Source organism: Lyngbya aestuarii BL J (assembly GCF_000478195.2).
Classification (GTDB): Bacteria; Cyanobacteriota; Cyanobacteriia; order Cyanobacteriales; family Microcoleaceae; genus Capilliphycus; species Capilliphycus aestuarii.
Genome location: NZ_AUZM01000083.1, coordinates 1 through 24,381, shown reverse-complemented (window position 1 = coordinate 24,381; position 24,381 = coordinate 1). Strand labels below are relative to the sequence as shown.

Annotated in this window: 18 protein-coding genes and 1 other RNA gene; 10 read left to right on the top strand and 9 right to left on the bottom strand. The window is 42.1% G+C overall.

The window, feature by feature from the left end; translation table 11 throughout:
- Positions 1-839 (bottom strand): RNA-guided endonuclease InsQ/TnpB family protein (locus M595_RS23575; protein WP_023069014.1); only part of this gene is annotated, 839 nt, incomplete at its 3' end.
- A gap of 67 nt (positions 840-906) precedes the next feature.
- Entirely contained in the window at positions 907-1,134 is a 228-nt protein-coding gene (locus tag M595_RS23570) for a hypothetical protein (protein WP_152983628.1), read from the bottom strand.
- 194 nt (positions 1,135-1,328) lie between these two features.
- Between M595_RS23570 and ssrS the strand changes: the two genes are divergently transcribed.
- Together ssrS and M595_RS23565 are read left to right on the top strand one after the other, a co-directional pair.
- Positions 1,329-1,518: non-coding RNA, 6S RNA (gene ssrS, locus M595_RS29650), on the top strand.
- A gap of 183 nt (positions 1,519-1,701) precedes the next feature.
- Entirely contained in the window at positions 1,702-2,655 is a 954-nt protein-coding gene (locus M595_RS23565) for a GDSL-type esterase/lipase family protein (RefSeq protein ID WP_023069017.1), read from the top strand.
- Between the two features lie 112 nt (positions 2,656-2,767).
- Here the strand turns inward: M595_RS23565 and M595_RS23560 are convergent, their stop codons facing one another.
- Positions 2,768-2,971, bottom strand: coding sequence for a hypothetical protein (locus M595_RS23560; protein ID WP_040484577.1), 204 nt, complete (start codon positions 2,969-2,971; stop codon positions 2,768-2,770).
- A gap of 425 nt (positions 2,972-3,396) precedes the next feature.
- On the opposite strand from M595_RS23560, the gene M595_RS23555 reads away from it, so the two are divergent.
- Entirely contained in the window at positions 3,397-7,893 is a 4,497-nt protein-coding gene (locus M595_RS23555) for a Calx-beta domain-containing protein (protein WP_023069025.1), read from the top strand.
- 142 nt (positions 7,894-8,035) lie between these two features.
- Here the strand turns inward: M595_RS23555 and M595_RS23550 are convergent, their stop codons facing one another.
- Positions 8,036-10,195 carry a polyribonucleotide nucleotidyltransferase gene (locus M595_RS23550; protein ID WP_023069019.1) on the bottom strand — a complete coding sequence of 720 codons (2,160 nt, stop codon included), beginning with the start codon at positions 10,193-10,195 and terminating at the stop codon, positions 8,036-8,038.
- A 712-nt stretch (positions 10,196-10,907) separates the two neighbouring features.
- Here M595_RS23550 and M595_RS23545 point away from each other — a divergent pair.
- Together M595_RS23545 and M595_RS23540 are read left to right on the top strand one after the other, a co-directional pair.
- Complete coding sequence (locus M595_RS23545) at positions 10,908-14,105, top strand: sll1366 family intein-prone helicase (protein WP_023069016.1); 3,198 nt, start codon at positions 10,908-10,910, stop codon at positions 14,103-14,105.
- Between the two features lie 42 nt (positions 14,106-14,147).
- Positions 14,148-14,990: an SWIM zinc finger family protein gene (locus M595_RS23540; protein WP_023069027.1), complete on the top strand. Its 843-nt coding sequence runs from the start codon at positions 14,148-14,150 to the stop codon at positions 14,988-14,990.
- Between the two features lie 7 nt (positions 14,991-14,997).
- On the opposite strand, the gene M595_RS23535 is transcribed toward M595_RS23540, so the two are convergent.
- Positions 14,998-15,642 (bottom strand): HAD-IA family hydrolase, encoded by a 645-nt coding sequence (locus M595_RS23535; RefSeq protein ID WP_023069021.1) that lies wholly within the window; start codon positions 15,640-15,642, stop codon positions 14,998-15,000.
- Positions 15,643-15,806: 164 nt separating this feature from the next.
- Entirely contained in the window at positions 15,807-16,574 is a 768-nt protein-coding gene (locus tag M595_RS23530; RefSeq protein ID WP_040484576.1) for a proteasome-type protease, read from the bottom strand.
- 509 nt (positions 16,575-17,083) lie between these two features.
- Here M595_RS23530 and M595_RS23525 point away from each other — a divergent pair.
- The 4 genes from M595_RS23525 to mutT all read left to right on the top strand — a co-directional run bounded on the left by M595_RS23525 (position 17,084) and on the right by mutT (position 19,830).
- A complete protein-coding gene (locus M595_RS23525; protein WP_023069022.1) occupies positions 17,084-18,043 on the top strand; it encodes an RNA polymerase sigma factor, RpoD/SigA family in 960 nt (319 codons plus the stop codon).
- 313 nt (positions 18,044-18,356) lie between these two features.
- Positions 18,357-18,701 (top strand): DUF760 domain-containing protein, encoded by a 345-nt coding sequence (locus M595_RS23520; protein ID WP_023069026.1) that lies wholly within the window; start codon positions 18,357-18,359, stop codon positions 18,699-18,701.
- 169 nt (positions 18,702-18,870) lie between these two features.
- A complete protein-coding gene (locus M595_RS32520) occupies positions 18,871-19,050 on the top strand; it encodes a hhH-GPD superbase excision DNA repair family protein (RefSeq protein WP_023069015.1) in 180 nt (59 codons plus the stop codon).
- Positions 19,051-19,410: 360 nt separating this feature from the next.
- Positions 19,411-19,830: an 8-oxo-dGTP diphosphatase MutT gene (gene mutT / locus M595_RS32515; RefSeq protein ID WP_023069023.1), complete on the top strand. Its 420-nt coding sequence runs from the start codon at positions 19,411-19,413 to the stop codon at positions 19,828-19,830.
- Positions 19,831-19,842: 12 nt separating this feature from the next.
- Here the strand turns inward: mutT and M595_RS23510 are convergent, their stop codons facing one another.
- On the bottom strand, positions 19,843-21,027 hold the full coding sequence (locus tag M595_RS23510) for a histidine kinase (protein WP_023069020.1): 1,185 nt from the start codon (positions 21,025-21,027) through the stop codon (positions 19,843-19,845).
- Between the two features lie 314 nt (positions 21,028-21,341).
- On the opposite strand from M595_RS23510, the gene M595_RS23505 reads away from it, so the two are divergent.
- Entirely contained in the window at positions 21,342-22,979 is a 1,638-nt protein-coding gene (locus M595_RS23505; protein WP_023069012.1) for a DUF2079 domain-containing protein, read from the top strand.
- Between the two features lie 696 nt (positions 22,980-23,675).
- On the opposite strand, the gene M595_RS32510 is transcribed toward M595_RS23505, so the two are convergent.
- Complete coding sequence (locus M595_RS32510) at positions 23,676-23,963, bottom strand: hypothetical protein (protein WP_023069011.1); 288 nt, start codon at positions 23,961-23,963, stop codon at positions 23,676-23,678.
- A 210-nt stretch (positions 23,964-24,173) separates the two neighbouring features.
- On the bottom strand, positions 24,174-24,381 hold a 208-nt coding region (locus M595_RS23495; protein WP_023065878.1), incomplete at its 5' end, for an IS200/IS605 family transposase.

The window sequence follows — 24,381 nt, the reverse complement described above, 5'->3', positions numbered from 1 at the left end:
TTGGCTAGATTGTGGTTGCGTACCATACCCTTTACATTAAGATTTTCAGCGATTATCACTTGGTTCTCGTTGACAATCTTGCGAGACAGTTTATGTAGGAAGTCTTGTCTCGCAAAGAAGATTTTCTCGTGCGCTCTTGCTACCAATTTCCTGGCTTTATTCCGGGAATTGGAACCTGTTTGCTTGCGAGATAATTTCTGCTGCTTTCGCTTTAAATTACGTTCATGCTTTTTAAAATGCCGAGGATTTTCGTATTTAGACCCCTCACTTGTAATCAAAAAGTGGGTGAGTCCCAGGTCTAATCCTATCGCTTTTCCCTCGTCAGAAGTCTGCGGTTCGGCTTCCTCGTTCTCAAATAAAATTGAAGCGTAATACTTCTCCGTTCTTGTCTTTGTTATTGTGACTGTTTTGATATTGCCATCAAATTTTCGGTGAATATTGGCTTTGATTTTTCCAATCACAGGAAAACTTAAATGACTGTCAACAATCTTGACATTTTGAGGGTACTGAATCGATTGCTTTTCATGGCGACTCTTAAATCGAGGGAACTTGGCTCGACCTTCAAAGAAGTTGACAAAAGCTCTGGAAAGATTTAAAACAGACTGCTGTAAGCATTGTGAATAGGTTTCCTTTAACCAGGCTGTTTCTTCTTTCTTCTTAAGAATTGGTAACTGTTTCTTGAGTTGCATTCCTGAGATTCCCTTACCTGTTTCTTTATAGGCTTGGTTGTTTAGCGCAAGGCAGTAATTCCATACCCAACGGACAGAGCCAAAAGCTTTTGTAAGAGCTTGTTTCTGTTCGTCTGTTGGATATAGTCTGACTTTTGCTACGTTTCTCATTCGGCAAATTAGAGCGAATGCAATTTATTATAACTTAATCTGGAGAATTAACAACCTCAAGGGCGATTCATCCCACACTGACACTGCGTTTCAGGTGTGGGGCTTCTCGCTGTGAAGCTAAAATGTCTTCTTCCCAGTCTTCAACTTCAGGGGGTGAGGCGTAGAACTCTTGTAAATTGCGACTGGTACGATTAACTAAGGTAAAGCTGACACTTTCGGTTTCGGCTTGGACTTGCGTAGCGAACAGACCCATACCCAAGACTAACCCAAACACGACCATTCTTGATTTCAACATTAGTATTACCTTGCTGTGCTTGATAAGTTCGAGTCTACTTTGACTATTTCTGGTTTCGCATCAGAAAATTTACGGAATTCTGTGGGTATCACTGACTCTAATATCCGTAATTTCACCAACACCCGACACTCCATGAGTAAATAAGCATATTTACCTCTCCACAGTTGAACCAGAATCGTTATAATAGGAAACAGGTTCTGCTGCGGCGTTGGTGACTGCCTTTATGTTTTTTTGATCTGTAAATCTCAGTATCCGGGAACCAGAGAAACTTCGAGTGGCAGTAAACCGGACTTAGTATCCGGAAACTTAAAGCTCGACAAAGGTACCCACCTAAAAGGCATATTGAGGTCAAAAACTGGGGTAAGACGGCGTTGCGGTAAACCTAATTTTTCGATCATGTAGCGCCCCGATACAACGCGAAAACTGGGTTTAGGTGTTTTTTTCGCCTAATCACTAAAATGCTATACAAAAAGTAAAAATTTGAATATTTGGAAAGTTTGAATATTTGGGAGGATTTAGGCTAGTCTAATGCTAAGATTGGCTTAAATTTTTTTATAGTTTATTTTTATGTCTGTGCCTAAAACGGGTTTGGAAATGTATCAGCAACGGCTGGTTGCTCTCTACAACAAACAAATATACACCCGTTTACCTTCTAATACGTTTACTCCGCTTTCTAAAGACTGGATACAGATTTTTCAGGAAGAAGCTCAATTAATCAAAGCGGTTATTACTTCTCAATCTCATTCTACACGATTGGCGGTTTTATTGGGGGATTCTCTGAGTATGTGGTTTCCCACTGCTTTACTTCCGGAAGGGAGATTTTGGTTAAATCAAGGGATTTCTGGAGATACAACCGGAGGAATATTAAAACGGTTGTCTGCTTTAGATGCAGTTGAACCGAATGAGATTTATATCTTAGCTGGAATTAACGATTTAAAACTCAAGACTCCGGTTCCTGTGATTTTAAAAAACTATCAACGTATTCTACAAGAATTAAAAAACAAACATCCTCATTCTCAGCTTTTTGTTCAATCATTATTCCCCACTTCGCTACCGAGTCAGTTTTTATCTTTTACTATTCCCAACACTCAAATCAATCAATTCAATCACGAACTCAAACAACTCGCTCAACAAGAAAATACAAATTATCTCGATTTTCATTCTCGTTTTGCTAATCCATCTGGTAATTTACATTCAGAACTAACAACTGATGGACTTCATCTGACACCTGCGGGTTATCAAGTTTGGCAATTTGCGCTGACTCAAACTGAATCTCGCTTTGCAAAAGGACGAGATGAAAAGTACCAAAAATGGCTACAATCTTCACCCGAGTTTCAGTTAAATGGAAAGTCCTATCGTTGGAGTTCCTACCAAGTCAAACCCGAAGATACTTTAAAAACCATTACTATCAAAGCATTTGGAACGGATGAATTTGAGTATTGTGATTTAATTGCTATCCGAAATCAGCTGATTTCTGACTCTCTTGACAACCATCAAACTTTAGAAATTCCAACTCTTTAAAACCCAGATTGAAAAACCGACTAAAAACCAAAATTAACCCCAAAAAGCTCTCTAAAAGTAGAGAACTTTATCGGTTCCTAGTCGGCTTTGATGAGAATTTATAAGGACTGATTCATACCGACATAGAACTCGCTTGTCGAGAAGCCATTTTTTCAAAATAAGCCTGAGTTTGTTGTAACATTTGTTCGCGACTATCTTGACCTTCTTGAGTCAATGGGGGAACTAAGTTACGAGCCTGCAACGTCATGTGAAGTTGAAGGTCAGCCACATACTCGCTGACATCATGATGCAGTGAACAGGATGGGTATTGTGTCATCTGTGAATTCAATGGGTTCTCCTCGTCGTGAGTCAACTGCAATTCGGTAAACACCTCTAGACACTATCACGCAAAACAGGTTTTCTCGTCAAATGCTTAACGATCTGTAATCGGGAGTATCAAAGTCGTTTATACTCTGTTACATTTCACAAAGCGATCATAGACAAGAACCTGATCAGCAGGAGACCGGAGAAAATGCAACGGGTTGAACCTATGTTAACAGCCAAGCCAATTGTGGGTATGCTGAGAACAATTTGAGACAACCTTTTGTTATGTTTTCCTAAAAATGCAACAGTCAAGTCAGACTGTGGGTTTGGGATAATTCCTTCCCCTCAGTTACATTTGGCTTTGATTGTGTTAATTTTTACCACGAGTTTCACCGGATTGACATTTGAACCATTCACCTGTTCACTGACACAACTTTTATGGCTAATATTATTGGTACTGTTAACCCCGATCTACTCGAAGGAACACTTGAGGCTGATTTGATTCAGGGACTAGAAGGGGACGATACCCTGATTGGCTTTCCCGGAAATGATACCCTACAAGGTAACTCCGATAATGATTCCATTCTTGGAAGTCGAGATGAAGATCTTTTACAAGGGGGCGAGGGAGATGACTCTGTATTCGGAGAGTTAGGGAATGATACCGTCGAAGGAGATCTAGGAAATGATCTCTTATTCGGTAACGAAGGCGATGACTTCATTAGTGATATTGGTGGAAGTGATATTTTCTATGGTGGTCAAGGTAATGATACAATCCTCAACTTAGAGGGTGATGACCAATTGTTTGGCGATCGCGATAATGATATTCTCTATACAGGCTTCGGCTTAAATACTCTCACAGGAGGAGGCGGAGCGGATTTATTTGTGATCGGTCGTGAACTGAATGGCGGCTTCACTGATATTATTACTGATTTCCGACCCGGATTTGATTTAATCGCCTTAACCGAAGACTTAGAATTTGAAGATTTAGAATTCATTCAAACAGGAAATAATACAACGATTATAGAACGTGAAAGTCGGGAAGAACTGGCGATATTAGAAGCCACCCAACGCAATACTCTCATTCGTTCTAACTTTACAAAATCCATCACCACAATCACTTCAGTTGTAGAGTTTAGTGAACAATCGGTTGAAATCAAAGAAGATCAAACTTCTGCTTTTGTAGAAATTGGAATTGAACGGACAGGTTCTCCTCTCAACACCGTCGGCGCTCAATTGTTGCTCTTTGAGGCAAATTCTTCCTCAGATGATTTAGACTTTCCCGCAGAAGGAATAGAGGTGGTTTTTGCACCCTTTGAAACCTTCAAACGAGTCACAATTCCGATTAATAATGATGATCAATTTGAGGGCGACGAATCAATTCGTTTGCGGTTAACTGATCCCATTGGCGGCGCAACGATTGGGGTACAAAGCGAATTCATCGTTAATATCGAAGACGATGATCAACCTCCCGCCCCACCCACACCAACCCCCACACCGACACCGACACCCGACGATACACCCATTTTACCTGCGACTCCGCCCATTACTCCTTCTACGGTGGGGGTTTCCGTTTCTCCACCAGAAGTTCCAGAAGATCAAGGCCAGGAATTAGTTTATACTTTTCGTCGTTCGAGTGGTTCTCTTGCTACAGGAATTATCGTTGATTTTGCGATCGCCGGAAGTGCAGAGTTAGGAACAGATTACACTGTCACTGGAGCCTTAGATTTTGCGGAAGGGTCAGGACGTATCGTTTTCCCCCTCAATTCTTCTACAACTCAAGTGACGCTGACTCCGGTTGCCAATGATATCTTTGAAGCCGATAAAACCGTTGAATTAACCGTCGCCGACTCGGGAACTTTGTATACAGCAGATTCTGCTCGTCAATCGGCAATTGGTACAATTATTAACGATGATGAGCCGCCCGATCCTCCTGTTTACGACTTTACTCAAGCTAACTTTATTGGTGTTGAAGGCGATCCAGACAATCCTCAACAAGCAGAAATCATCATTCGGCGCTCGGCAGATCTGGCTTTACAATCTCGGGTTGATGTCATTTTAACCGATGGTACCGCCGTCGAAGGAACCGATTATAATACTCCTCCTCAGCCCACTCCAGTTGTCTTTTTACCCGAAGAAGCCGAAAAATCTGTTTTGGTTGATCTGATTCCCAATACCGAAGAACAAGAGGCGAGAAGTCTAAATCTCAGCTTTGGGAACTTCGAGATTATTACCGAAGATGGTAATCCGATTATGGGGGGACAAGCGGGTGTAACCAATGGCACCGCTACACTCACCATTAACGACGATGATGGCCCGATTTCCTACGAGTTTACAAATCCCTCATTTATCGCTTCTGAAGGGAATGCGTTAAATACGGTTAATGTCGTTGAGATCGTTCGTAGCGGACGCCTAGCTGACCCGTCTAGTGTGACGGTGAACTTAGAGGGAATCAATAATGCTTTAGCTGATGTAGACTTTGGCGCAGGGCCAATTACGGTGAATTTTGAGGCCGATCAAAGTGTTGCAACGGTTCCCATTGCCATTATTGGAAATGTTGCTCCTGAACCGAACAAAACGGTAAGATTGTCTCTGGCTGCTCCTCCTGGACAAAATGTGGGCATGGATAATCCCACGGCTGATTTAATTATCGTTGATGATGACGATATTCCCACCTACGATTTTACGACCAATCAATACACGGCTAGCGAGGAGGAGGGAACCACAGAAGTTGTCACCGTTCTTCGGAGTGGAAATGCGGAAGTTGCGTCATCCGTCGATGTGGTTCTGACGACAGCAGCAGCGAACGGGGGTACACCGGGAGAAGATTTTACACCCGAACGGATTACCGTAGACTTTGCTCCAGGTGAAACGACTCAAACGATTTCTTTAGACATCATTGACGATACGGTTGAAGAAGAAGCCGAAGCAGTAAGCTTAAGTTTTGAAAACTTTGCACCCCAGGGACAAACGGGTAACACGTTCCCGACGGCGAATTTACTGATTTTAGATAATAGATCGCCTCCGGTTTACAATTTTTCTGCGGCGACTTTTAGCACTCTCGAAGGCAATAGTCCGAATACAACCAATGTTGTTGAGGTTCTGCGTTCTGGGGAAACCAGCAACCCTTCATCAGTGGATGTGGTTCTGACTCAGGGAACTGCTGCTCCGGGTAGTGACTATACAGACGGCCCAATTACAATTGATTTTGCATCCGGTGAAACCAGTCAAACGGTACCCATTCAGATTTTAGGGGATGATCGGGTTGAAAATGATGAAACGCTGGGATTGAGTTTTACTAATTTTCTAGTGGTTGGTAATAATGGTCAGGAAGTCGCTGCTGGACGCGCCGGAACCCTTCAACCGGAGTCGGTTTTAACAATTGAAAATGATGATACGGCGACGGTTTCGATTACCGCGATTCAAGCTGAAGCGATTGAAGCCGATGCTAATCAACCCGATCTTAATCCGGCTACTCAAAATGGTACATTTCGGATAGAGCGATCGCCAGAAGCAGCCGGTGCATTAACGGTTAATTTAACGGTTTCTGGGAATAAGCTGTTATTAAGTGAACCAGAATATGAGTTACAAATTGGGACTCAAGCGGTTCCGATCCAGGTTGACGCCGAAACAAATACAGGGAGTGCAACTGTCACGCTTCCGGTTGATCAACTGAGTGTTGATATTACCTTAGTTCCCCTTGATGATCCGCAAGCAGAAGCGGATGAATCCCTAACGTTAACCTTAGCAGAAATCGACGATTCTGAATATGTGATTGATTCGGAAGATAATCAAGCAACAGTTACGATTTTGGCAAATGATACGGAAGTGACTCGTTTAACCGATAGCGATCAAATTAACGATGAACAGGCTTATTTTGATGCGGTTGAGGGTTCGTTACGACAAGCGTTAATTAATGCTCAAAACTTTTCTGGTGCAAATGAAATTACTTTTGCGGCTCAAGCTGCGGGTAATAATACGATTGATTTAGTTGCAGCTTTACCCAATATTAACAGTGATCTCACGTTTAATGGCCCTGGAGCGAATGTACTCACCGTTGAACGCAGTGAGTCAGCAACTTCGGATTTTCGCCTCTTTACAATTAATGGCGGAGATGTCACGTTTGAAGGGTTAACGATTGCTAACGGCGTTGCACCGGGAACTAATTTTGATGACTCTGGTAACGTTCAAACCGGAAGTCGAGGAGGTGCAATTAATGTTAGCTCTAGTAGTAGCACTGTGAATATTATTAACAGTGTTGTTACGGGAAGTCAAGCTAATAATGGCGGTGGAATTGCCAACTCCGGTCAATTAAATATTACCAATAGCACGATTAGCAGTAACACGGGTGTCAATGGTGGCGGTATTGTGGTAATTGATGGTTCAGTCAATGTGACCAATAGCACGATTGCTGGAAATACAGCCGATTTAGGGGGAGGAATTTTTAACTCGATTGCTTCGTTAACTCTAACCAATAGTACCATTGCACTTAATAATGCCAATAGCCGTGGCGGAGGAATTCGTAATATTGGGGGTGGGGTTAGTTTAAAAAATACTCTAATTGCCAGTAATACAATTGATCCCACAAATACAACTGCCAGTGATCCCGATTTATCAACTTCTACTGACTTTCCCGCAACGAGTGGCGGAAATAACTTAATTGGAGATGCAGAAGGTGTGAATGGATTAACCAATGGAGTCAATGGTGATCTTGTGGGTGTGGCTCCGGATGCGTTGTTAATTGGTGAATTAGTCGATAACGGCGGATTAACTCCGACGATCGCATTACAAACCAGAAGTCCGGCGATTGATGCGGGGAATGCCGAATTTTCGGGGGTATTTACAGATCCCGGAACCTTCGATCAACGTCAGGTTGACCCCTTTGCTCGGATTGCTAACGATGTGATTGATATTGGGGCGTTTGAATTTCAAGCTTAACCCCCTTGATTGAGCGATCCAATCCCCTCACCCTGCTAACTTCCCTGTCCTGCCAGGAGAGAGAAGAACCCCAACACAGACTCTGTTGAGTATCAAAGTCCCTCTCCAAATAGGCGAGGGATTGAGGGTGAGGTTCTAAACCTTACTTGACGACTCCTCCAGCAGCCGTTTTAGCCGCCGCAGCTTCATCCGGGTGAATATTCAAGCGAGTGAGGTTAATCCGTCCTTTGCTGTCAATTTCACGGACTTTAACAATCACTTCATCCCCGATGGCGACTTCATCTTCGACACGGGGAACCCGATAATCAGCCAATTGGGAAATGTGAATCATCCCTTCTTTGCCGGGAAGCACTTCCACAAACGCCCCAATCGGAATAATTCGGGTAATTCGGCCCACATAAACATCGCCTTCGTTGAGTTTGCGGGTCATTCCTTGAATAATCTGACAAGCACGGGCGGCTTTATCACTATCAGTAGAGGCAATAGTTACAGTACCATCGTCATCGATGTCAATTTTAACGCCTGTTTCCTCAGTAATCCCCTTAATGGTTTTCCCACCTGGCCCAATTACCAAACCAATCAGATCCGGATCAATCTTCATGGTTAACAAGCGAGGCGCAAACGGAGACAAATCAGAACGGGGTTTTTGAATCGCCTCGAGCATACTTTCTAAGATATGCAAACGGGCGGGTTTGGCTTGATGAATTGCTTTGGCAATCACATCCAAAGATAAACCTGTGATCTTCATATCCATTTGCAGGGCGGTAATCCCGCTATCTGTCCCCGCAACTTTGAAGTCCATATCACCCAAAAAGTCTTCAATTCCCTGAATATCGGTGAGAATGCGAACTTCTGACCCTTCTTTAATTAAACCCATCGCCGCCCCACTAACTGGTTTGGTAATGGGAACCCCTGCATCCATCAACGAAAGCGTCGAACCACAGACCGAACCCATCGAAGTTGAACCGTTGGAAGATAACACTTCTGAGACAACCCGAATCACGTAGGGAAACTGCTCTTTAATAGGTAATACGGGTAATAAAGCTCGTTCTGCTAAAGCCCCGTGACCAATTTCTCGTCTTCCCGGCGATCGCATCGGTTTGGTTTCACCGACAGAATAGGGCGGGAAGTTGTAGTGGTGCATATAGCGTTTTTCGTCTTGGGGGTGCAAGTCATCCAAGTCTTGTGCATCTCCGGGAGTTCCCAAAGTGGCAATAGACAATACTTGTGTCAACCCTCGGTTAAACAAACCGCTTCCGTGAACCCGTTTCGGTAAAAATCCCACCCGACAAGAAACTGGACGGACTTGATCGAGGTTACGACCATCGACCCGAATACTCTCTTGGACGATTTGTTGTCGCATGAACTCGCGAGTCACATCTTTGAAAATGCGGCTAATTGCCTTGGGATCTTCACTGATGAGAACCTGTAGCGGATCATCTTCTGGTTTTTCTGCGAGGGGTTCTTCGACTTGGGTGTGTTTGATTTCGTCTAGAGCGGCATCCCGTTCACTTTTGGCAAAATGATATTGGGTGAGAACTTGTTTAATCGGTTCGGTCGTGCGTTCACGAATAAACTCAACCAGGGTAGTATCCTCTTGAGGGGATTCTCCGGGTGTAATATCGATATTGAGTTCTTTGGCAATCTCTTGTTGAGCTTTGATCAAGTCACAGACTGCTTCATAGCCAAAATCTATCGCTTCGATAATATCCTGTTCCGGGAGTTGGTTGGCTCCGGCTTCCACCATGACCACACCTTCAGGGGAACCCGCAACCACGAGATCTAAGTCTCCGTTTTTGACTTCTCGGTAGGTGGGATTAATAATAAAATCATCCCCTAACAGTCCGACGCGCACGGCAGCCATTGGCCCGTAAAAGGGGATTTGAGCCATGACCACGGCGACCGATGCACCCGTGACGGCTAAGACATCGGGCGGTACTTGTTCATCCATTGACAGGGTGGTGGCGACGATCTGAATATCATCGCGAATCCAGCCCGGAATCAGTGGACGTAGAGGGCGGTCAATTAAGCGACTGGTGAGGGTTACGCGATCGGGTGGACGACCTTCGCGACGCAGGAAACCGCCCGGGATTCTACCTCCGGCGTAGAGTCGTTCTTCGTAGTCTACTAACAACGGCAAAAAATCAATCCCGGGTCTTCCTTCAGCACGAGTTGCAGTGACTAAAACTGATGTATCTCCCGACTCGATTAATACGGCTCCACCTGCCTGGGGTGCCAGTAATCCAATCTTCAGTCGAATATCCCGTCCATCAAAGGATATTGACTTGTCCATTTCTTCCATGTATGCTATCTTCCTTCTCTTTCCACTATTCTTTTGCGGTCACGAACACCAAAAACTTTAGTATTCTCTCTGAGACTTTGCTTTCGGTGTCTGGTATCGCTCTATACTCTAATGGCTATAGGCTTCTCACCGAAGCACAGAGGATAGAGGCGATGCTGAGGAGGTTTAAATTTCCCCACTCTCATTCTAGAAAAAACAGCCAATTAATGCCTGAGATCAGTATAATACCGAGTAAGAGGCGTGGCACCCGTTGTCAGTATCAGTCGAAGGTTCGCTCAACTGATTTTTTGGAAATGTTATTGCCCAAAGGAGCTTGATTTGGCTTAATCTACTCAGTTGTATTCTTGCCATCAATTCTCCGAATTGGGTATTTGTCTGAGGTTGGGATTCTAGATCATGATTGACTTTTCCTTGGCGCGAGTTCTATCGTTTGGGGTCAGCTCATTGAGAGATTATGAGCGAGTTTATTGAATATAGTTGCACATTATACTAGATCAGTGACCCGTTAGTTAATCTGTCCCCACAGTAGAATGCTTAAATACAGCATACACAACGTTTTAGGGAGCAGCCTGATTAGAGGAAACAAATCCTAAGATGAAAATCTGTTGATCAAGTTTCATTAGTAATCAAATGATTCATTGACAGATTCAGTGATAATTTAACCCCAGATTAGCGGGTAGATTGCAGTTGGAAGTCTGAGGACTAATTTTAAATGACAATTTTACACGGAAGTTGGCTCCAGCAACCCGAAAGTTACTTTTTTATTTGGGGAGAAAACTGGCGTCGTATTACACCCAACGAATTTAATCCGGCTGATGGTGTTTTGGTTTATCCTTTTGCTTTAAGCCCTGTTGAATTGGAGAAGTGGTGCAGTGAAAAGCAGTTGTCTATAGAGAGTAAAGTTTTCGTTACAGAAACTCTCGCCCTTCCCACTAAACTCTCCCCCAAAATAGGACTCTATCCCCTTCAATCTAAGCCTCAAGCTGATTCTCAGGCTGATTCTGAGTCGATGACTCTTTATCCCTGGAAAATTGAAGGCATTTGTCTCAATAGTACAGAAGCTTTTGACTTTTTACAATCCCTTCCTCTGGGAAACCTCACTACAGAAGACTCATTTCTCGGCTCAGATTTACAGTTTTGGTCTCATCTTTCCCGTTGGAGTTTAGACTTACTCGCTCGGAGTAAATTTTTACCCAGTCTCACTTTTAACCCCTCAAAAGATCACTTTGTCGCGGAATGGAAACCTTTACTCGATAGTGCGACAGATCAAGCCCGATTAATTCGTTTTTCTAAACAAATTCCCGCTGCTTGTCGGATGTATCAACTTCACTTCAAAGAGGCTCAAAATAAATCTGAAAATAAATCTGAAAACTTAGCCGTAGATTTACCTCAAAACCCCCAAAACTTAATTGATGATTTTTTAACGGCAATTATTGATAGTCAAGTCAAGAAAGTTGCAGAAGAAAGTGAAAAGAAAGCGATTACAAATCTAACCGCGATTCAACCGATTGTTCAAAGTTGGTTACACGCTTTAGCCAGTGAATCTAACCTAGAAAAATCTAAAAATTCTGAAGCAAAATCCTTAGAAAAAGTTCTTAATAATTGGACAGCACCCCTCCAACAAACTCTCGCCGAACATAATTTGTTTAGAACGGGATTTCGACTCTCTCCTCCACAAAATCAGGAAAAAAATTGGACACTAGATTATTGTTTACAAGCCATTGATGAACCGGAATTTTTAGTAGATGCTCAAACGATTTGGACTCATCCAGTCGAAGCCTTTGTTCATAATGGGCGGATGATTAAACGTCCTCAAGAAACCCTCCTCAAAGGTTTAGGTTTAGCCTCAAAACTATATCCTCTCCTAGAAGCCAGTTTACAAGAAGCCCGTCCTCAAACTTGCTTATTAACGCCCCTACAAGCCTATGAATTTATTAAAAGTATCAATTGGCGGTTTACAGATAGCGGTTTAGGGGTGATTTTACCGCCGAGTTTAGCCAGTGAAAATGGATGGGCGAACCGTTTAGGGTTAAGTGTTCAAGCAGCAACATCAAAATCAAAACAAAATGGGAGTTTAGGATTAAATAGTCTGCTGAATTTTAAATGGGAATTGTCAATTGGAGGTCAAACTTTATCAAAAACTGAATTCAACCGTTTAGTCGCTCAAGATAGTCCGTTAGTCGAAATTAATGACGAATGGGTAGAATTACGTCCGGCTGATATTAAAGCTGCTCAAGCCTTCTTTTCGAGTCGCAAAGATCAACTTTCACTCACCCTTGAAGATGCTTTACGTTTATCGACAGGTGACTCGCAAATGGTAGAAAAGTTACCCATTGTTAACTTTGAAGCAGGGGGGAAACTTGAAGAACTTCTCAATACTTTAACAAATAATCGTTCGCTCGATGAGATCAAAACCCCAAGTGATTTTAAAGGAGAACTCCGCCCCTATCAAGCCCGAGGGGTGAGTTGGTTAGCCTTTTTAGAAGAATGGGGTTTAGGTGCTTGTTTAGCCGATGATATGGGGCTAGGAAAAACCATAGAATTAATTGCATTTCTCTTGTATTTACAAGAAAAAAGTACATTAGATGCACCTGTTTTACTCGTTTGTCCGACATCAGTTTTAGGAAATTGGGAACGAGAAGTTAAACGATTTAGCCCAAGTTTAAAAGTTACTGTTCATCACGGGGATAAACGTCAGAAAGGGAAAAAATTTGCTCAATTTGCCCAGAAATACAATTTAATTATTACCAGTTATCCGTTAACTTTTCGGGATGAGAAAGAACTCAAAACGGTAAATTGGAAAGGATTAGTTTTAGACGAAGCTCAAAACATTAAAAATCCCGAGGCTAAACAATCAAAAACAGTGAGAAATCTAGAGGCGAGTTTTAAAATCGCTCTAACGGGAACGCCTGTCGAAAACCGTCTGTCTGAATTATGGTCAATTATGGATTTTCTCAATCCGGGTTATTTAGGACAGCGACAATTTTTTCAGCGAAGATTTGCCGTTCCCATTGAAAAATACGGCGATACAGACTCTTTAAAAACATTGCGATCTTTGGTTCAACCATTTGTGTTAAGGCGCTTAAAAACAGATCGAGAAATCATCCAAGACTTACCCGAAAAACAAGAAAACACGGTCTTTTGTTCTCTGTCTACTGAACAAGCAACACTGTATCAAAAGATCGTGGATCAGTCTTTAGCTGACATAGACTCAGCCGCAGGAATTCAACGTCGAGGGATGATTTTAGCGTTGTTAGTGAAATTAAAACAGGTTTGTAACCATCCTATTTTATTGAACGGAAAAGCGACAAAAACTGGAAAGAAAAAGGTTGAGACTCAGGGTTTAAGCCTTCAAAGTTCAGGGAAGTTACAACGCTTCAAAGAAATGCTAGAAGAATTGTTGTCAGAAGGGGATCGCGCAATTGTATTTACCCAGTTTGCAGAATGGGGAAAAGTGTTACAACCTTATTTACAACAGCAATTAAACCGAGAGGTGTTATTTTTGTATGGTGCTACTCGTAAAAATAAACGAGAAGAAATGATTGATCGTTTTCAACAAGATCCCCAAGGGCCACCGATTTTTATTCTGTCTTTAAAAGCAGGAGGTGTGGGTTTAAATTTAACTCGCGCTAATCATGTTTTTCACTTTGATCGCTGGTGGAACCCTGCGGTTGAAAATCAAGCAACAGATCGGGTGTTTAGAATTGGTCAAACGCGCAATGTTCAGGTGCATAAGTTTGTTTGTACTGGAACGTTAGAAGAAAAAATTCATGATTTAATTGAAAGTAAAAAAGCGTTGGCTGAACAAGTTGTGGGTTCAGGAGAAAACTGGTTAACTGAATTGGATACGGATCAACTTAGAAACTTACTCATTATTGACCGAAATGCGGTGATTGATGAAGAAGAATAGTTGCTAACTTGAAAACCTTGAAAAATTTAGGATTTAATGATAATGACAAACTACGAAATCCAAACAGATCGAGAATGGTGGTCACAACAATGGTTAGATTTACTTGATAAATATCGCTTTAAAAAACGCTTAGAACGCGCGAGAAATTACGCCAGACAGGGAAATGTATTAAGCATTAATTTTCAAGACCAAAAAGTTCAAGCTCAAGTTCAAGGAACCCAAAGTGAACCTTATGAGGTGTCATTGTGGCTTGATCATTTTAGTGATGAAGAATGGGGTTTTGTGATTGAAACTTTGTCTGAACAGGCGATTTTTTCTGCTAAACTTCTAGCTGGAGAAATGCCTCAAAATATAGAAGAAGTGTTTGCAGCTAATGGTTTAAGATTGTTTCCTTTTAGTTTAGATGATGTTCATGCTCATTGTACCTGTCCGGATAAAGCTAACCCGTGCAAACATATTGGTGCAGTTTATTATATGTTAGGGGATAGATTTAGTGAAGATCCGTTTGTTTTGTTTAAACTTCGAGGTCAAAGTCAAGAAAAAATTATTGCCAATTTACGTCAGTTAAGAAGTCCATCCGACGAAGAACCTGAGACAAAGACTCAACTTTTAGCTGAAATTGAAACGGTTAATTCTTATCCTCCTAAAGTTGAACAGTTTTGGGAATATAATGAACAATTAGATCCATCTTTAGTTGTGATTACACCGCCTGCGAGTTCTGATAATGTGTTAAATGTTTTAGGTTCAATTCCATTGGAAACTGCTGCAAATCAAACACCAGGACGTTCAATTTCAGCCAGTGAAACCGTGATGCAGTATTTAGATACAATATATAAAAATATTAGCCAACAAGCGGTTATCATGGCTCTGAGTCGTGATGAATGAGGACTCATTATTCCTGAATTTTCATGGCTTGAAGAACTTTAATCAGTTCTTGGGGATGATCAATTAAAGCATCGGGATGATATCGAGACAAAATTTCCGGGGAGTTAAATCCCCAACTCACCGCAATGGTTTTAACTTTAGCCTTTTTTGCGGCTTCTATATCTCGGGTTTCATCTCCAATATAAAGTGCTTTTGAGGGGAGTAAATTTTCTTGTTTAAGGATGTTTTTAATATATCTCGACTTTCCGAAAAGAGTCGAAGCGGAATCAACTCGATCAAATAAATGTAGAATTTGATACTTTTGGAAAACTTCAATAACATTTTCTCTAGAATTTGAAGTTAGAATATAAAGAGAATATCCTTGATTTTTTAATTCTTCTAGAACTTCTTTGATTTCAGGAAAAAGATGAATATATTGGATATCTTTTTGGAGTTCTCTACGAATGCGTCTTAATAAAAAGGGTAATTTAAAGATGGAAATCTTAGAACGTCGAATAATCTCCCAAGCACTTAGATTTTTAAGTTCTGCCAGATCTTCTGGGCTAGTGGGTGGATATCCAAACTCAACCGAGAGACGATTGGAAATTTGAGCAATGGCGTCAAGTGTATCTGCTAACGTTCCATCGAAGTCAAAAATGAGGATATTTTTCATAGAATAGAGAAGTAAAAAATAATTTTTGAGCGAGTGATACTTTAAGCATAATATACAATCTCTACAATCAATTACGCCTCCCATTGGGAAGCGCATTGAACAAATGATCGAATCGGGTCATAATTCCGATAGGGTTAAGCAATATTACACGATTTTATGACTGATCAATCAATCAGAATATTTTCGGGTGAGTCATCTTCGCGATGTTGCCAGTTAATATGGGGAATACAATCAAAAGCTTGTTTGAGAGATTCTTCCCAAAGCTGACGAATTTTAGCTAGATAGGGATCGCCCAACCGCAGACGCAAACGATGTTTGATCGCTAAACTGTCTTTTTCGTACATAATTAGATTGATGGGTGGCCCAACAGAAATATTGGATTTCATGGTCGAATCAATAGACAGTAAAGCACATTTAGCGGCACTTTCTAAATTGGTGTTGTAGCTTAAAGTTCGATCTAAAATGGGCTTACCATACTTTGTTTCCCCAATTTGTAGAAACGGAGTATCTGAGGTGGCGTGAATAAAGTTTCCCTGACTATAGATTAAAAATAACTCAGGATTTTGGCCTTGAATTTGACCGCCCAATAATAGACTGCATTGCGCTTCAATACCGTCTTTTTTCAGCCAGACTTCATCATATTCTTGGATTTTTCGGAGTTTGCCCCCAATGTAACGAGCGACTTCGTACATAGAGGTAATATTGTGCAGGTTGGTGTCTTCTTGGACTTTGAGATCTTTTTCGAGTTCACTGACAACGCCTTGGGTTACAGATAAATTACCAGCCGAACACAGGAGGAGGACTCGTTCTCCGGGGTGAGAAAAATCAAACAGCTTTTGATAGGTTGAAATATAATCAACCCCTGCATTCGTTCGTGAGTCAGCAGCCATGACGAGGCCATCGTTTGTGATGATACCAAGACAATAGGTCATATCATGTTTCGATTTGAGCGATAGGGACAATCTATTTATAGCAAGGCAAAAGACAGAAATCGTGAGGTCAGAAGTTTTTCCGATCACCCGATCTCCCGCGCACGGGGATGGACTCACTACCCATCCCATGGGGATAGAAGGAATAAACTTTAGAAAAATTTAAGTAATTTTGTCTAACTTGATGCAACCCGGAAGTTGATTTACAGGTAATGTCTACAGATTAAGTTTGAACCTCGGGCCGACTCCACCTTAGGGGGGATAGGCATAATTTCTAAGAAATGTTAAAATTCTTAACATCTAAGTATTGAGTAATGTTAACGTCCTCATTCCCAGCCAAAAGTCAAACAGGTTCGGTAAACGCTCACTCATAAGTTAGTGTTCGTTGAGTCCAACTCAGCAGACTAGCCCAACTGAAAGCGCAAAAGCCAACCAACTTTTTTAGCTAGATCCAGGGAGGGGGTTAACTTTTAAACCACTAGAGCATTGAGGTATCCAGCGGGAGATGAGCCATGAGAATTGCTAAACCCACAGATACAGATTCGGTCCGCACTTACCTGCGAGAAATTGGTCGTGTTCCCCTACTAACCCATGAGCAAGAGATTCTCTACGGTAAACAGGTGCAACAGAGCGCAATTCTGCAAGAAGGGAAAGAGAAACTAGCAAAACGGCTAGGTCGTGAACCCAGTTATGCAGAATGGGCAGAAAATGCAGGCGTATCTTTAAAAGAGTTAAAACAAGCTCTCGAAGATGGCCAAACTGCCAAGCGTAAGATGGTCGAAGCGAATCTGCGATTAGTCGTATCTGTGGCTAAAAAATATATCAAGCGTAATGTCGATCTTTTGGACTTAATCCAAGAAGGCACAATCGGGATGCAGCGGGGAGTCGAAAAATTCGATCCCACAAAAGGCTATCGCTTCTCAACTTATGCTTATTGGTGGATTCGTCAGGCGATCACTCGGGCGATCGCCGAAAAAGGTCGAACCATTCGTTTGCCTATCCACATCACCGAAAAACTGAACAAAATCAAGAAAGCGCAACGTTCCCTCGCTCAAGATCTAGGACGAGCCGCAACCATTGCTGAACTCGCCGACGAATTGGATCTCAATCCCAAGCAAATTCGTGAATATCTCGAACGAGCTAGACTTCCATTGTCTCTGGATTTGCGGGTGGGAGATAACCAAGATACGGAGTTGGGAGATCTCTTAGAAGATGAGAGTGCTTCTCCAGAAGATTATGCCTTGCAGTCTTCTATGCGTTCAGACTTAGAAGTATTAATGGCTGATCTCACCGATCAACAGCGTCAGGTTTTAGCCTTAAGATTTGGTTTAGAGGATGGACAAACCATGACTCTAGCGAAAATCGGCGATCGCCTGAATATTAGTCGTGAACGAGTGCGACAAATTGAGCGGGAAGCTCTCACCAAACTGCGTAAACGCAAACAGGATATGGGAGACTATCTCGCGAGCTAAAAGAATCTGCAAAAAAATCAGCAATCATTCTTTAATTCATTCATATATTTAGAGTTCGGAGTCTTCAGTTGACCGTGGGGAGAGAGGAATAGAGCGTGATCGAAGTCAAATGGCTTCCCGGGGCGCTTTACTCAACTTCCGGGTTGTCAACTTGGGACTCCGAATTCAATTAAGTTCGGTTGTACCAACTTGTTCACAAAGTTATCCTGCTAAATTAAAGTATGTGGAGAAAGAGACAACAGCTAACGATTCCCAACTTATTATCTATAAATAGCTTCATCAATTGGAATTCTTGTAGAGCGGAGGTACACAGGTGAACAATGAAGCCAATCACAACTCAAGATTTTTTGAAGAAGGAGAAGGAGGCGAAGGAAATAACTTGCTCTGGCAATACGTGCAAGCAATGAGTCCCGATATCATTTCTCAATTGTCTAAGCCCAGTTCTGGAGATGTTTTTCAAGTGATGGAACGAAATATTATCGGCTTGTTAGGGAATTTGCCGTCTGAACATTTTGGGATGAGCATCACAACCAATCGCGAACATTTGGGTCGGCTATTAGCTTCAGCAATGATTAGCGGTTATTTCCTACGAAATGCTGAACAACGGATGGCATTTGAACAGTCGGTGCAGGCGACAGACAAACATCGAGACCGTTAATCATAGTGCAGTCATCTTGTCTTTTCAGTCACTCGCTTAAATATGAGTTTATCGTCGGCAGACATTGATCTGTTGCGGCGATCGCTTTTAACTTGGTATGACCGTGAAGGTCGAACCCTACCAGTAGCGAAATCTCCACGATCCTTATTCGATTTGGATCGCAGAAATTATGCTGCAACAAACCCAGGTCAAAACGGTTATTCCCTATTATGAACGCAGGCTGACTCAATTTCCGACGGTTGAAACTTTAGCGATCGCTGATTTGCAACAGGTTCTCAAAGTATGGCAAGGTTTGGGATATTATGCTCGGGCGAGAAATCTGCATCCACGCGGCTCAAATTGTTGTTGAAGAACATCAGGGCGTTTTCCCTCAACAATCAGAAGCGGTATTACAGTTACCCGGAATTGATCGAACAACGGCAGGAGGAATTCTGAGTGCAGCCTTTAATTTACCGATCTCCATTTTAGACGGTAATGTTAAACGAGTATTAGCTCGACTTACCGCTTTAAAAGTTCCCCCTGCCAAAGCGATCAAAGACCTCTGGCACCTGTCAGATACCTTACTTGATCCGATCCATCCCCAAGCATTTAACCAAGCCCTAATGGATTTAGGGGCAACGGTTTGTTTACCCAAAACCCCCAACTGTTCCCCATGTCCGTGGAAACCTCACTTCTTGCTCATTTATCTAACCTACAACTCCAAATTCCCATGCGTGAAGCCACTTCTCCCCTCCCCCATAAAATCATCGGTGTTGCTGTCATCTGGAACGAACGGGGACAGATTTTGATTGACAAACGACCCGCGAAAGGATTACTGGGAGGATTATGGGAATTTCCCGGCGGAAAACTGGAAGCCAACGAAACTATCAAAGAGTGTATTCGGCGAGAAATTCGGGAAGAATTAGCCATTGAAGTCGAAGTCGGATCGCACTTGATCACCCTCGAACACGCCTACACTCATTTTCGCGTTACCCTCAACGTTTATCATTGTCGTCATCTCAGTGGAGAACCTCAACCCCTAGAATGCGACGAAATTCGCTGGGTAACGTTAGATGAAGTTGAACAATTTCCCTTTCCCAAGGCGAATGAAAAAATTATTGCCGCTTTGAAAACAACAAGAACATCTTAAACAATTTTTCCTCTAATAGTGAAAAACGGGGAGCGTAAAATGAAAGCAACTGCCTTGATTGAGAGAGGAGTCTACCCAAATTTGACCATAGTGGGCGCGGATAATGCGTTGACACAGGGATAAACCAATTCCATAGCCATCGTGAGATTCATCTCGTTCGAGTCTAAACCGATCTTGAAAAATGCGATCGCGATTTTCTTCGGGAATACCCGGCCCACTGTCACAAATACTGACTTGTATTTTTTGAGTGGTACGATGCAAAATTGACACTTGCAGGGTTCCGCCTTTGGGTGTGTATTTGAGTGCATTATCCAAGAGATTGACAATCACCTGACGAATGCGTTCAGGATCGGCATAGACGAGAGGAATATCGTTCGGAATATCGGTTTTAAGTTGCAGAGATTTTCCTTGCAACTGAACGCTAAACTCACCTAGAATTTCTTGACAGAAGTGAGCTAGATCTAGTTGACTCGGTTGAATCAGCAATTTCGAGCTAGGGCCTGTTGCCGTCTGCAAGATGTCTGTGATCATCCGATTGATGGTTCGGATCTGGTTACGGGCTTGTTGAACTAAGCGTTCTTTAAACGCCTGAGTGACCTGAGGAGACTCTTTTTCTTGGCGAGAATTTTGAGTCGATGCGAGTAGAGTTTCCAAAGCTAAGGATGCTGCGGTTAAAGGACTACGCAGATCATGAGCCAGGATTTCAATAATCCGATCTTTGAAACTGAGTTGCTGTAAAAGTTGCTCTTTTTCTTGTTTTAAGCGGAAGACTTCATCACTGAGTTTGATCAGTTCAGCGACATAAGCGACTGATGTCACAGAGTTAGCTATCTGAGGGCTTTTGGAGGCTTTTGGGAGGGATTTTTGATCCAGACAACAACATTCCTCTAAAGCCCGTTGCCAACGGGGCCACCAATGTTCGAGTTGAGCAACCAGATCGCTACCTGCGAGGGTATGGCGAGGTTCAGGAAAAATTTTGACTAGGGCAGGTGTTGCCACCAATTTAAAATATTCCGCCAGATAAGGCTGTTGGCTGACATCGATAACTTGTAGTTCATAAGCCTCCTCACAATTTAATTTTTCTAGAAACTGGCGAATCTCACCGATCTGTTCCTTAGAACTAGGACGCTGGTCGGCGAACAGTAGAAGCTGTAGACACGCTTCCGGATTGGTCGATTTTTCTGGAAATACCTGCATGAAATCTGTTTGTAGCAGGGAGTATCTACCGTTTAGGCTGTCTCTCTGAGAACAAGAGTTAAGCATTGGCAAAAGATAATTACATAATAGTTTAATTTAAGATCTCCTTAATGATTCCATTTTTTTTAGGAGTCAGGAGCTAAAGTCGGCAAACTTACACTTCAAGAGTTAGTTATCTGCTATTTACCCTGATGATTCAGTAAGACAGGCTACCAGTTACCAATGACACAGACCTCATGGTTTGTCCTTAGAGTCTAACTTAAAGGCGCAAATTGTGGGATAGTAAGGGATTGAGACACCAAGGGGAATGACTCATGTTGGCAAATTGGCAGAAAAATTTATCACTCCAAGTCGTTATTAAAGTCGCCACTGCATTTTTTGTGATTTGTCTGTTACTAACGCTCCATCGTTATTTCAGCTTCTATGCGTCCTATGACCATGGCATTTTCAACCAAGTCTTCTGGAATAACTCTCATGGACGGTTTTTTCAGAGTTCTTTATCTTCAGCGTTATCAACGAATGTCGTTCATCAGGGTGAATATCCAGATGTGTCTTACCATCGCTTGGGCCAACACTTCACTCCTGCTTTACTGCTGTGGCTACCCTTCTATGCTTTATTTCCCTCGCCTGTAACGTTAATTTTCTTACAAGTCACTCTGGTCACCGCAGCAGGTTTAGTTTTATACATCCTAGCCAGACAACATCTAGAACCCCCCCTCTCGGCTTTAATTACCGTTAGTTTTTATGCCGCTAACGCCGTTATTGGCCCGACGCTGGCAAATTTCCATGATGTTTGTCAAATTCCTCTGTTTGTATTCAGTTTGTTACTCGCGATGGAAAAACGCAAGTGGTGGCTGTTTTGGCTATTGGCTGTTTTGATTTTAGGAGTCCGAGAAGATTCTGGGGTGGTGTTGTTTGGGGTTGGGGTGTACATGACGTTGAGCCAACGTTACCCCAAACAAGGCATTGCAGTTTGTATCTTTAGCTTCAGTTATATGATCTTGCTGACGAATCTGATTATGCCGTTGTTTTCTGAAGATATTTCCCAACGGTTTATGATGGAACGGTTTGGTCAATATGCCGACGGGGAAGAAGCTTCTACTTTAGAAATTATTTGGGGAATGATTAGTAATCCCTGGCGATTAATGGTTGAACTGTTTACGCCGTTTTTTGGGACGCTTAAATATTTACTGGGTCAATGGTTGCCCTTAGCATTTGTTCCGGCTGTTGCTCCCGCGTCTTGGATGATTGCCGGATTTCCTTTACTTAAACTTTTTATCGCCAAAGGAGAATCGGTTTTATCGATTACTATTCGCTACGCCATGACGGTTGTTCCCGGATTGTTTTACGGTAGCATCCTTTGGTGGGCAAATCGTCAACAACAAAATTCAGAACAACAACTGCCAGAGCGTAAATTTAAACGATTTTGGCTCTTTTGTATCGGTTTATCTTTATTCTTTACCTTGACTTCCAACCCCAATCGTACCCTGTACTTTTTAATTCCTGACTCAGTTCAACCTTGGGTTTATATTCCCGTCACCAAACAATGGTCTCATGTGAATCAATTTCGCCCCTTACTCGCTCAAATTCCACCCGATGCGAGTGTGGCAACAACAACTTATATTATTCCTCATCTTTCAAGTCGTCGGGAAGTTTTACGATTTCCTCAATTTGAGTTACGCAATGATGCCGGAGAGATCGTGAAAATGGATTATATTCTTCTGGATTTATGGCAGATGCAGCAATATCAAGAAGGATTTAAACGAGAGCGAGGTCAACTCAAAGAAATTATTCCGATTCTTGACCAATTTACCGCTACGAATGAATATGGTATTATTGGGTTTAAAGACGGTGTAATTTTATTCCAAAAAGGTGCAGATTCTAATCCTCAAGCTGTAGAAAATTGGAATCAATTTCGACAAGAATTAGAACCAGTTTTAGCTGAAAATTAAGTCAAAGTAAATTGGTTTTTATCAAAATTTTGAACACTAAAAAATAAAGGAAGATAGAGGAATCGTTCGCGAAGCGTCTCCGCAGGAGATACCCCCAAGTTTTACCCTGCCCTGGTTTTCGTTTTGCAGTTGCCATCCATTTAGCGGTATCTTCCAAAAAGGGAGTCTGATGAGACTCTCACTGTTTAACTCAAGCGAATAATGAGATTGAAATCTATATCGAAAGTTGGGAAAACTTCTATGCTAACGTTAACACCATATTCACATTTTTGAAAGGTGTTAAAGTGCTGACCACTCAGCCAGGTGGGAACCTCAAGGTTTTATAGAACCTGTAACCAAAACTCCTGGATTTTATCGAACGTTAATCTTTGGGATTTAAGGCTTGATAGTCTAAGATTTGAGGCTTGAGATTTAAGCGTTAAGCATTGAGCTTTAAGCTTTGAGAAGATTGTTCGATGGAATCGTTTGCGAAACGATAACCTGACGATTTTTAGTCGTCTGATCTTACGCATTTGAGCTATCCATCTTCAACCATAAATTTAGAAGTTTTCGAGTGACCAGCACAGATTTTTGGGGTTTAAGACTGTCAAAAATTAAGTAATTGAATTTCCGACAATCTTAGATGAATTAATCGGGAATCTCAATCATGGTTCGAGCATTACTAATGGATAATACCCGGTCAACCGTTGATTGAAATTATTCGACGAAAGTTTGCCGTTGTTCGATATCGGCGGATAAATCTATAGGGTCAAGTAATTCAACCCCTTCTCGTGCTAAGAAACTATCGGCTAAAGATTGATATTTTTCAGAAGCAGCATTTTTTCCTAACACTTCCATCGCTAATTTATCCAGACGTTCTTTCACCCGTGCTTGGGCAACATCAAAATCTTTGCGGGCGCGGTTATAAGACAATAACATGGTATTCATAATCGCTTCTGAATACAGGATGAAACTTTTCATTTCAATGGCTTCTGCCACCGTCATTTCTTGACCTGCAACTGAAACGGTTATAGACGCATCTGATTTTCCATACCGTGGAGGGCAATATTAGCCAATAGCGGAGAAAGGACCCCGCCTTGCGGCGTACCCTCAGATGTCGGGAACAACTCCTTGCCATCGATGACACCCGCTTTTAGCTTCTTCCCCAAGAAGCCCCACTTCTAACCCGACAGAGCAGCGTGAGATGAATTGCGGTCAGGGTTTATCGGAATTAGGTTTGTTCTGATTTTCGATATATTGTCGCCGAGTTGAAATAGTAACTCCGCCGCAACTAGCAACAAAGTAAGAGCCATTCCATAAAACATCTTTCCAGTAAAAAGAATTTAAGTGGTCGGAAAATTCTTGTCTAAGCTTTCGAGACGTTACAGATTTGAGATTATTAACCAAATTACTTAAAGCAATG

Excerpts from the sequence above, each read along its gene's own strand:
- M595_RS23570 (WP_152983628.1), bottom strand. The coding sequence starts at position 1,134 with ATGTTGAAATCAAGAATGGTCGTGTTTGGGTTAGTCTTGGGTATGGGT.
- M595_RS23565 (WP_023069017.1), top strand. The coding sequence starts at position 1,702 with ATGTCTGTGCCTAAAACGGGTTTGGAAATGTATCAGCAACGGCTGGTT.
- M595_RS23560 (WP_040484577.1), bottom strand. The coding sequence starts at position 2,971 with ATGACACAATACCCATCCTGTTCACTGCATCATGATGTCAGCGAGTAT.
- M595_RS23555 (WP_023069025.1), top strand. The coding sequence starts at position 3,397 with ATGGCTAATATTATTGGTACTGTTAACCCCGATCTACTCGAAGGAACA.
- M595_RS23550 (WP_023069019.1), bottom strand. The coding sequence starts at position 10,195 with ATGGAAGAAATGGACAAGTCAATATCCTTTGATGGACGGGATATTCGA.
- M595_RS23545 (WP_023069016.1), top strand. The coding sequence starts at position 10,908 with ATGACAATTTTACACGGAAGTTGGCTCCAGCAACCCGAAAGTTACTTT.
- M595_RS23540 (WP_023069027.1), top strand. The coding sequence starts at position 14,148 with ATGACAAACTACGAAATCCAAACAGATCGAGAATGGTGGTCACAACAA.
- M595_RS23535 (WP_023069021.1), bottom strand. The coding sequence starts at position 15,642 with ATGAAAAATATCCTCATTTTTGACTTCGATGGAACGTTAGCAGATACA.
- M595_RS23530 (WP_040484576.1), bottom strand. The coding sequence starts at position 16,574 with ATGACCTATTGTCTTGGTATCATCACAAACGATGGCCTCGTCATGGCT.
- M595_RS23525 (WP_023069022.1), top strand. The coding sequence starts at position 17,084 with ATGAGAATTGCTAAACCCACAGATACAGATTCGGTCCGCACTTACCTG.
- M595_RS32520 (WP_023069015.1), top strand. The coding sequence starts at position 18,871 with ATGCTGCAACAAACCCAGGTCAAAACGGTTATTCCCTATTATGAACGC.
- mutT (WP_023069023.1), top strand. The coding sequence starts at position 19,411 with ATGCGTGAAGCCACTTCTCCCCTCCCCCATAAAATCATCGGTGTTGCT.
- M595_RS23510 (WP_023069020.1), bottom strand. The coding sequence starts at position 21,027 with ATGCAGGTATTTCCAGAAAAATCGACCAATCCGGAAGCGTGTCTACAG.
- M595_RS23505 (WP_023069012.1), top strand. The coding sequence starts at position 21,342 with ATGTTGGCAAATTGGCAGAAAAATTTATCACTCCAAGTCGTTATTAAA.
- M595_RS32510 (WP_023069011.1), bottom strand. The coding sequence starts at position 23,963 with ATGACGGTGGCAGAAGCCATTGAAATGAAAAGTTTCATCCTGTATTCA.